The following is an 8,782-nucleotide window of genomic DNA, read 5'->3' as shown; positions in this document are numbered from 1 at the left end:
GTTGTCGGGAGGAGGGCTTTTTTGCAAAGGTCTCACGCTACGGGTTTCAGACGGCCTCTGCCATCTTCCTTTTCACATCTCTTCCAATTTCGCAAACTTGGTATCCAGCTCTTTCACGCCCTGTTTGCCAAAATTGATGGTCAGTCGGGCGGATTCGCCTTTGTCCACGGCATCGATGATGACGCCGGTGCCGAATTTGGCGTGGCGGACGTTTTGTCCGATGCGGAAGCCTGCGTAGGTTTGCGGCTGTTTGTAGTCGTCGATGATTTTGTCTTTTGGGGCGGTGGTTTGGCGCGGACTGCCGTAGCTGTCGTAGGCGGCCTTTTTGACGGACAGGTAATGCAATACTTCGGGGGGGATTTCTTCGACGAAGCGGGAGACGATGCCGAATTGGGTTTGCCCGTGCAGCATTCTTTGCTGCGCCATGGTGATGTAGAGGCGTTTGCGGGCGCGGGTGATGGCGACGTACATGAGGCGGCGTTCTTCTTCGAGGCCGCCGCGTTCGGCAAGGCTCATTTCGCTGGGGAAGCGGCCTTCTTCCATGCCGGTGAGGAAGACGGCGTTGAATTCTAAGCCTTTGGCGGCGTGGACGGTCATGAGTTGGACGGCTTTTTCGCCCGCGCCTGCTTGGTTTTCGCCGGATTCGAGGGCAGCGTTGCTTAGGAAGGCGAGGATGGGGAAGGCGGGGTCGTCTGAAATGTTGTCGGGCAGGATTTCGAAGTTGCTGTCTTCGGGTTTGAACTCGATGGCGGCGTTGACGAGTTCGTCAAGGTTGTCGAGACGGTCTTGGTTGTCGCCTTTTTGGGTTTTGTAGTGTTCGGTCAGGCCGCTGTCTTTGAGGATGCCGACGATGATTTCGGGCAGGGGCATTTGTCCGACTTGGTTGCGCAGGGCTTCAATCAGGCGGACGAAGGCGGCGACTTTGGCGGCTTTTGCGCCGGCGTTGCAGGCTGCCTGCCAAAGGGTGATGCCTTGTTCGGTTGAGGCCGTCTGAAGGTTTTCGATGGTGCGCGCGCCGATGCCGCGCGGCGGGAAGTTGATGACGCGCAAGAGGGCGTTGTCGTCGTCGGGATTGACGGCGAGGCGCAGGTAGGCGAGCGCGTGTTTGATTTCTTGGCGTTCGTAAAAGCGCAGTCCGCCGTAGATTTTGTATGGGATGCCGCTGCGGAACAGGCTTTGTTCGATGACGCGGGATTGGGCATTGCTGCGGTAGAGGACGGCGATTTCGTCCAAATCCCAGCCTTCGCGTTCGAGGGCTTTGGTTTCGTCCACGATGAATTGGGCTTCTTCGAGGTCGGTAAAGGCGGAGTAGTAGCGGATTTTGTCGCCTGCTTCGGCGTCGGTGCGCAGGTTTTTGCCGAGGCGTTCGTCGTTGTTTTCGATAACGGCGTTGGCGGCGGCGAGGATGTTGCCGACGGAGCGGTAGTTTTGTTCGAGTTTGACGGGCGCGTCGATGTGGAACTCTTCCATCAGCGCGGTCATGTTGCCGACGTGTGCGCCGCGGAACCGGTAGATGCTTTGGTCGTCGTCGCCGACGGCAAATACCGCCGCGTTGCCGCCCGCCATGAGTTTGAGCCAGGCGTATTGCAGTTTGTTGGTGTCTTGGAACTCGTCAACGAGAATGTGATTGAAGCGGTTTTGGTAGTGCTGGCGCAGGATTTCGTTGCTTTGCAGCATTTCGTAACTGCGGAGCATAAGCTCGGCGAAATCGACCACGCCTTCGCGTTGACAGATTTTGTCGTATTCGGCGTAGCATTCAATCATGCGGCTTGTGTGCGGGTCGGGCGCACTCAACACGGAAGCGCGCAAACCGGATTCTTTTTGCGCGTTGATAAAGCCTTGCAGCGAACGCGGCGCGATGATTTCTTCGGCGATGTTGAGGCTTTTGAGCAGGCGTTTGATGAGGGAAAGCTGGTCGCCGCTGTCGAGGATTTGAAAGGAAGACGGCAGGCCGGCATCGCGGTGGTGCAGCCGTAGAAAGCGGTGGCAGAGACCGTGGAACGTGCCGAGCCACATGGCACGGACGTTGATGGGAATCATTGCGCCGAGTCGGGTTTGCATTTCTTTGGCGGCTTTGTTGGTAAACGTTACCGCCATAATGCTGTGTACGCTCGCCTGACCGGTTTGCAAAAGCCATGCGATGCGTGTGGTCAGCACGCGCGTCTTGCCGCTGCCCGCGCCCGCCAACACAAGGGCGGATTGCGGCGGCCAGGTTACGGCGGAGAGTTGTTCGGGGTTTAAGCCTTGCAGCAGATTGGGGGCGGATTGGTCGGGAAACATGGGAAGAGGCCGTCTGAAAAATGGGAATACGGTATTTTAATGGAAACGGCAAAGGTCGTCTGAAAAGATGTTTCAGACGACCTTTCGATATCGAATGCTGTATATCGGGCAAAAGTTTGACAAGTCGAGGCAGCCTGCTGACGACATTGATTTAGAAATTGAAACTTTAGGACGGAAAGAGGGAAATGCGATTTTGACGGAGCAAGGTCGTCTGAAATTTATAGTGGAATTAACATAAATCAGGACAAGGCGACGAAGCCGTAGACAGTACAGATAGTACGGAACCGATTCACTTGGTGCTTCAGCACCTTAGAGAATCGTTCTCTTTGAGCTAAGGCGAGGCAACACCGTACTGGTTTAAAGTTAATCCACTATATAAAACAGCGGTTTCGGACGACCCTTCTCTTCATTGCCAGCCATCCGTTTACCATCATCAGACTCAAACCCAACCAAATAAACCCGTAGCTGATTAATGCTCCGTTCTCCAAAGGTTCGCCCAGCCACGCAATCGAAATGATAAACAGCAAGACCGGTTCCAAATAGCTCAACATACCGAATACGGCAATGGGTAATAATTGGCTTGCTTTTAAATTCAAATGCATGGCGACCGCGCTATTGATACCCAACAGAACGATAAAGCCGATAAGCTTGGGGGTGGACGCAATCAAATTAATGGTATCGGTTTGCGTCAGAATATAAAATAAGGCACAAGGCGCAATCACGAGCAAATCAAACGTCAGCCCTATCAATGCTGGCACGCCCAGTTTGCGGCGCACCAAATAATAGATGGGGTACGTCCCGAATACCCATACCGTCGCCCATGAAAATGCGCCGGATCGTACCAACTCCCATGTCACGCCCGAACATGCCGATACGACCGCTACTATTTGCAGACGGCTAAGCGTTTCCTTAAACCAAATCCTGCCGCACGCCAGCATCGCCAATGGGAACAGAAAATAGCCCATTGCCACATTCACACCTTCGCCATTGACTGGCGACCATACAAACAGCCAAAGCTGACTTGCGAAAACAGGCGTGGGCAACATAATCAAAAACCAACGTTTCCAATCCCTGCCCGTTTCACGAACAAACTGCCCTGCCACCTTCCAGCCATCGCTCATGCCCATCAATACGCATATGGCCACCAACATTGCAACCATGCGCCAAGCGAAAACTTCCGTCCCGGTCATCGGACGCATCCAAGTTCCGTACAGAAACAGAATGGAAAACAATAAATTGGAAGCCAACGCCGCCACAAGCCCCTTTGAGAAATCCGTCATGTTCAGACGACCCCGCAAAAAACTTTATTGTATCAATGGGGAATGCGAAAAGAAATTTCATATTTTCGACATTTGAAGAAATAGAAAAACCTAACGCGAATCCTACCGTCTCAACTTACTATAGTGGATTAACTTTAAACCAGCACGGCGTTACCTCGCCTTAGCTCAAAGAAAACGATTCTCTAAGGTGCTGAAGCACCAAGTGAATCGGTTCCGTACTATCTGTACTGTCTGCAGGCTTCGGCGCCTTGTCCTGATTTAAATTTAATCCACTATATCTCTCAGCCGTCCGCCCTCTCTCAACCAGTCTCAAAAATGCATAGGCAATCCAAGAGATGCAACAAATAAAAAAAGCCCTGCTTTGCAGGGCTTTTTGAGATTCCAAAAACGAATTAACGTTTGGAGAATTGTTTTGCGCGACGTGCTTTGCGCAGACCCGGTTTTTTACGTTCAACTTCACGGGCATCGCGAGTCACGAAACCGGCTTGAGACAAGGCAGGTTTCAGCGCAGCGTCGAAGTCGATCAGGGCGCGGGTAATGCCGTGACGGATAGCGCCGGATTGACCGGTTTCACCGCCGCCGATAACGTTGACTTTGATGTCAAACGCTTCAGCGTTTTCAGTCAGGACCAAAGGTTGGCGAACAACCATGCGGCTGGTTTCGCGGGCGAAGAATTCGTCAACGGGACGACCGTTTACGATGATTTGGCCGGTACCTTTAGTCAGGAATACACGAGCCACTGAACTTTTGCGGCGGCCTGTGCCGTAGTAGTATTTACCGTTCATGTCGTGTCCTTATTTCAATTCCAAAACTTTGGGTTGTTGTGCGGCATGGGCGTGTTCTGCACCAGCGTACACTTTCAGTTTTTTGATCATGGCGTAACCCAATGGGCCTTTAGGCAACATGCCTTTTACGGCTTGTTCCAAAGCGCGGCCTGGGAATTGCTCTTGCATTTCACGGAAAGTACGCTCGTAGATACCGCCGGGGAAACCGGAGTGACGGAAGTATTTTTTGTCTTCGAATTTGGCACCGGTTACACGCAGTTTGTCCGCGTTGATGACGATGATGTAGTCGCCGGTGTCAACGTGGGGGGTGTATTCAGGTTTGTGCTTGCCACGCAGACGGTGTGCGACTTCGGCTGCAACGCGACCCAGAACTTTGTCTTGGGCGTCGATAACGAACCATTCGCGCTTCACCTCGTGGGGTTTCGCTGAAAAGGTTTTCATAGTGGAAATCCAGATAGATATAGAAAGTTGTGAATTTTAAAGATGGGATTGGCTTTTGTCAATCGGATTGGGGTCGTCTGAAAGTGTTTTTTCTATGATGGCGGTTTTATGCATTAGGAAATGTTGTTTTTAGGTTGGAAAACATTGCTGATGTTCCAAAATATCGGGATGTGTTTTTTTGATTTTACGTTTGGTTTTTCAGACGACGTCGAAGCCGATGATAAATGAAAGCCATGCCGCAATCGGGCATGGCTTGATATGGGAATCCCCGCGAGAGCCGTTTTGGCTGAATCCGCTTGAACCTTGTTGACAAGGCGGTCACCTCGGGCAGTTTCGGGTGCATCTAAGGATAGACGCTCGCGCCCACTGCAACTCCCGGCAACCTTAAGCGAACTTATTGGTTCAAAGGAATATATGCCTTCGCGGACACCGCAGGGAAAAAGAAAAATTAGTTTTGTTCCAACCGCGCCAAAGCTTTTTGGCAGGCGTTGTTCATGTCGGTTATTTTACGCTCAAATTCACCTATTGCCAAATCGTCTTTGAGTGTGATTTTAAGGAGGTCGTGGACGACGTTGAGCGCGGTCATAATGGCGATTTTATCGCTGCCGACAATGCGTCCGCTCTCTTTGATGGCGGCACTTTTTTTGTTGAGCATATCAACGGCTTGGAGCAGGGTATCTTTTTCTTCGCTCGGGGTGTTGATGGTGAAATTGACATTCATGATGTCGAGGCTGACTTGTTCGATACTCATGGCGTGTCCTTATGATTGCGTTTCTTGCGGCAGGCGGGCAATGAGCCGGCGGATTTTTTCTGCGGTCTGCTCTAATGCGCTGCGGTATTGTTCTTTTTCGGCGGTAAGGTTGTCGATTTTGCCTTGTAGGTCTTCTTTGAGTTTGCCGACTTGCACGAGCAGCGCTTCGCTCAATTCGTCAACGGCGGCTTCGTGTTCGCGCTTTTGTTGTTCATGCTCGAGCTTGAGGCGGTCGATTTCTTCGTTAAGGCGGCGGTTTTCACCAACAAGGGTTTCAAATTTTTGGGCCAGCTGGTAAACGCTGACTTCCAATGTGTCGAGTGATTGATTCATGTATAGGCTTCCGTATTGCCGCATGGTGGCAGGCGGTCAGGATATTAGGATGATGATGCAGGGATGTCAATCGCTGCCGAATGTTGAGGTCGTCTGAAACTTTTTGGCTTGATGTTTTCAGACGACCTTTGCCGTTCGGTCTTACTCAAAGCGCGCGCTGCGCTCCATGAGCCTTTCTGCAACTTGCTGCGGGGTCATTTCCTTGCGGATGAGTTGCAGCAGGGTTTGGGTGATGGGCATGTCGATTTGGTATTTCACAGCGGTGTTAAACACTTCTTCGATGGTGCTGACACCTTCGGAAACATGGCCGATTTCCACCAACACTTGATGCAGTTCTTTACCTTCTGCCAAACCCAAACCGACACGGCGGTTGCGCGAAAGTGCACCGGTACAGGTCAGGATAAGGTCGCCGATGCCGGCAAGCCCCATCATGGTTTTGGGCTGCGCACCCATGGCCATGGCAAGACGGGTGATTTCGGCGAGACCGCGCGTCACCAGCGCCGCACGCGCATTGAGTCCGTATTCGAGACCGTCGGAAAGACCGGTGGCGATTGCCATAACGTTTTTGACGGCACCGCCGACAGCCACGCCGATCACGTCCGTGCTGCCGTAAAGACGCATTACGTTGGTGTTGAGTTGCGGCACCAATTCCTCAATCCATTCCTGATTTTCTGAGGCGACAACCACGGCGCAAGGCAGTTGTTTGGCGAGTTCTTGGGCAAAGCTCGGACCTGACAGCACGCCGATTTTTTTGTTCTCAGGCAATACTTCTTTCAATACTTGGAAGGTCAACAGCCCTGTGTCTTGTTCAAAGCCTTTGCAGGCAGCAAGGACGGGAATATGGTCGGCATTGTGTTGTTTGAGGAGTTCTGCGCTGCTTCTCAAACCTGCGACAGAAGTTACGACAAGGACGAGCCCGCTGTCTTTGAGTGCATCACCCAAATCAGCGTAAACGGTTAAGGATTCAGGGAAAGGGAAACCGGGCAGGCCGTGTTTGTTTTCACGTTCTGCCTGCAATGTACGGACTTGTTCGGGATTGCGTGTCCAAAGGGCGACTTCGTTGCCGTGGCTGGCAAAGTGCAGGGCAAGGGCTGTACCCCAAGAACCTGCGCCGATGACGGTAATTTTCATTGTGTGTCTTCCAACGGTAAATTGTCGTTTAATTTAAACCAATCGGCTTGGCAGTGCAAGCGATAGAGGCCTATTCAACATGAAAACCGCATGAAAACGCAGAAGCTATCACATATATTGCTTATCTCTATTGAAAATCCAATATTGATTTACCGCAAAGGGCAAACCACGCCCGCTGTTTATACTTCGCGGACAAAAAAGCCGGACATATCAAACGGACGCAAACAAAGCGGAATGCCATTCCCTATTTTCGCCCGCCATTCATCACGGCAATCAACGGAAACGGTGCTTACTCATAATAATATCCACTACAAAAAGGAACACGCCATGAACCACCGCAACACCCGACTGCTCCTGTCGCTTGCTGTTTTATCCGCATTAGCCGCCTGTGGCGGACAGGAAAGCAAGGAACAAAAACCTGCTTCCGCACCGACCGAGGCCTCTGCCGTTCAGACGACCCCTGACGCTGCTTCAACCGCCTCAGCAGCGTCCCAAGCCGCCGTTGACAGCAATGCTTCACCTGAAGACCAAGAGCTGCTCAAACGCGCACAAGGCATCTTCAAACCGCTGCCGAGTGCCGAAGAAATGCAGAAACTGCGCCCGTTTACCGAAGAACAGGTCAAACTCGGCCATCAATTATGGTATGAGCCGCGCCTCTCCAAAGGCAACACCGTAAGCTGCAACTCCTGCCACAACCTTGCCACCGCAGGCGTGGACAACCTGCCGACCAGCCAAGGCCATAAAGGACAGTTCGGCGGACGCAACTCCCCGACCGCTTTAAACGCCGCCTTGCTCGGCATGCAGTTCTGGGACGGCCGTGCGGCTGACGTTGAAGAACAAGCCGGCGGACCATTGGTCAACCCTGTGGAAATGGCAAACGACTCGCAAGAAGCAGCCGCTGCCAAAATCGCCAAAATCCCCGAATATCAAGAACTGTTTAAAACCGCCTTCCCCGAAGACGGTGCAGTTTCCTTCAAAAACATCACCACCGCACTGGGCGCATTCGAACGCACCCTGTTGACGCCGACCAAATGGGACGACTACCTCAAAGGCAACGTCAACGCCCTGAGCGAGCAAGAGCGCAAGGGCGTGCGCGCCTTTATGGACAACGGCTGTATTGCCTGACACAGCGGCGTCAACCTCGGCGGCGCAACCTTCCAAAAATTCGGTTTGGTTGAAGGCCCGTACTGGAAATTCATCGAAGATCCGAAACACGACAAAGGCCGTGCTGACGTAACCAAAAAAGCCGAGGACGAATTCTTCTTCCGCGTCCCCGGCTTGCGTAACGTCGCCAAAACTTATCCATATTTCCACAACGGCAGCGTTTGGGAATTGGACAAAGCCGTTACCATCATGGGTAAAGCGCAACTGGGCAAAGACTTATCGAAAGAAGACACCGACAACATCGTTGCCTTCCTGAAAACCCTGTCCGGCAATGTTTCCGACTCCGCCCGCACCATGCCCGAACTGCCTTTGTCTGCACCGACGGAATCCCATCCGAACAATAAATAAGCAGTAAATGGATGAAGGTCGTCTGAAAATTCAGGTTCAACAAAGCCCAAAGCTTTAGAGAACAGGATTTCAGACGACCTTTATGCCGTTTCATGATCCCAAATCATTCGATGTCCGCATCCCTTTTCCCGCAAATGACACGTCGGACAAAAACCAGCCTCATATACAATGAAACGCACGCCGTTCAAACAATTACATCCCGAATACAATCAACCATATGATTTATTTAAATTTTTATATAGTAAATTAAAAACAAAATAGTACAATAC

Annotated in this window: 8 protein-coding genes, 1 other RNA gene and 1 pseudogene; 2 read left to right on the top strand and 8 right to left on the bottom strand. The window is 51.9% G+C overall.

The features are described 5' to 3' along the window. Positions 1–72: 72 nt before the first annotated feature. Together uvrD and rarD are read right to left on the bottom strand one after the other, a co-directional pair. The gene (gene uvrD / locus HMPREF3277_RS02120) at positions 73–2,280 is read right to left on the bottom strand and encodes a DNA helicase II (protein ID WP_070869895.1); all 2,208 of its coding nucleotides are present in this window, start codon (positions 2,278–2,280) and stop codon (positions 73–75) included. A 371-nt stretch (positions 2,281–2,651) separates the two neighbouring features. Continuing rightward, positions 2,652–3,560 (bottom strand): EamA family transporter RarD, encoded by a 909-nt coding sequence (gene rarD / locus HMPREF3277_RS02115; protein WP_070869894.1) that lies wholly within the window; start codon positions 3,558–3,560, stop codon positions 2,652–2,654. Between rarD and HMPREF3277_RS15695 the strand changes: the two genes are divergently transcribed. Next, complete coding sequence (locus HMPREF3277_RS15695; RefSeq protein ID WP_283127065.1) at positions 3,502–3,636, top strand: hypothetical protein; 135 nt, start codon at positions 3,502–3,504, stop codon at positions 3,634–3,636. The genes rarD and HMPREF3277_RS15695 overlap by 59 nt on opposite strands. A 316-nt stretch (positions 3,637–3,952) precedes the next feature. Here the strand turns inward: HMPREF3277_RS15695 and rpsI are convergent, their stop codons facing one another. The 6 genes from rpsI to HMPREF3277_RS02085 form a co-directional block, all read right to left on the bottom strand. Further along, the gene (gene rpsI, locus HMPREF3277_RS02110; protein ID WP_003744048.1) at positions 3,953–4,345 is read right to left on the bottom strand and encodes a 30S ribosomal protein S9; all 393 of its coding nucleotides are present in this window, start codon (positions 4,343–4,345) and stop codon (positions 3,953–3,955) included. 9 nt (positions 4,346–4,354) lie between these two features. Beyond that, complete coding sequence (rplM, locus tag HMPREF3277_RS02105) at positions 4,355–4,786, bottom strand: 50S ribosomal protein L13 (protein WP_003744049.1); 432 nt, start codon at positions 4,784–4,786, stop codon at positions 4,355–4,357. A gap of 261 nt (positions 4,787–5,047) precedes the next feature. Continuing rightward, positions 5,048–5,227: non-coding RNA, 6S RNA (ssrS, locus tag HMPREF3277_RS02100), on the bottom strand. Positions 5,228–5,234: 7 nt separating this feature from the next. Beyond that, positions 5,235–5,537 carry a cell division protein ZapA gene (locus tag HMPREF3277_RS02095; RefSeq protein ID WP_003744050.1) on the bottom strand — a complete coding sequence of 101 codons (303 nt, stop codon included), beginning with the start codon at positions 5,535–5,537 and terminating at the stop codon, positions 5,235–5,237. Positions 5,538–5,546: 9 nt separating this feature from the next. Continuing rightward, complete coding sequence (locus tag HMPREF3277_RS02090; protein ID WP_003766760.1) at positions 5,547–5,870, bottom strand: bZIP transcription factor domain protein; 324 nt, start codon at positions 5,868–5,870, stop codon at positions 5,547–5,549. A 141-nt stretch (positions 5,871–6,011) separates the two neighbouring features. Further along, a complete protein-coding gene (locus HMPREF3277_RS02085) occupies positions 6,012–7,001 on the bottom strand; it encodes an NAD(P)H-dependent glycerol-3-phosphate dehydrogenase (protein ID WP_060975563.1) in 990 nt (329 codons plus the stop codon). A gap of 327 nt (positions 7,002–7,328) precedes the next feature. On the opposite strand from HMPREF3277_RS02085, the pseudogene HMPREF3277_RS02080 reads away from it, so the two are divergent. Beyond that, a pseudogene (locus tag HMPREF3277_RS02080) lies at positions 7,329–8,513 on the top strand (cytochrome-c peroxidase). The last annotated feature ends 269 nt before the right edge of the window (positions 8,514–8,782 follow it).

It is taken from the genome of Neisseria sp. HMSC70E02, assembly GCF_001838645.1.
In the GTDB taxonomy this organism is placed as follows: domain Bacteria; phylum Pseudomonadota; class Gammaproteobacteria; order Burkholderiales; family Neisseriaceae; genus Neisseria; species Neisseria macacae.
The sequence above is the reverse complement of the archived record's forward strand: the minus strand, read 5'-3'. Positions and strand labels throughout refer to the sequence as shown.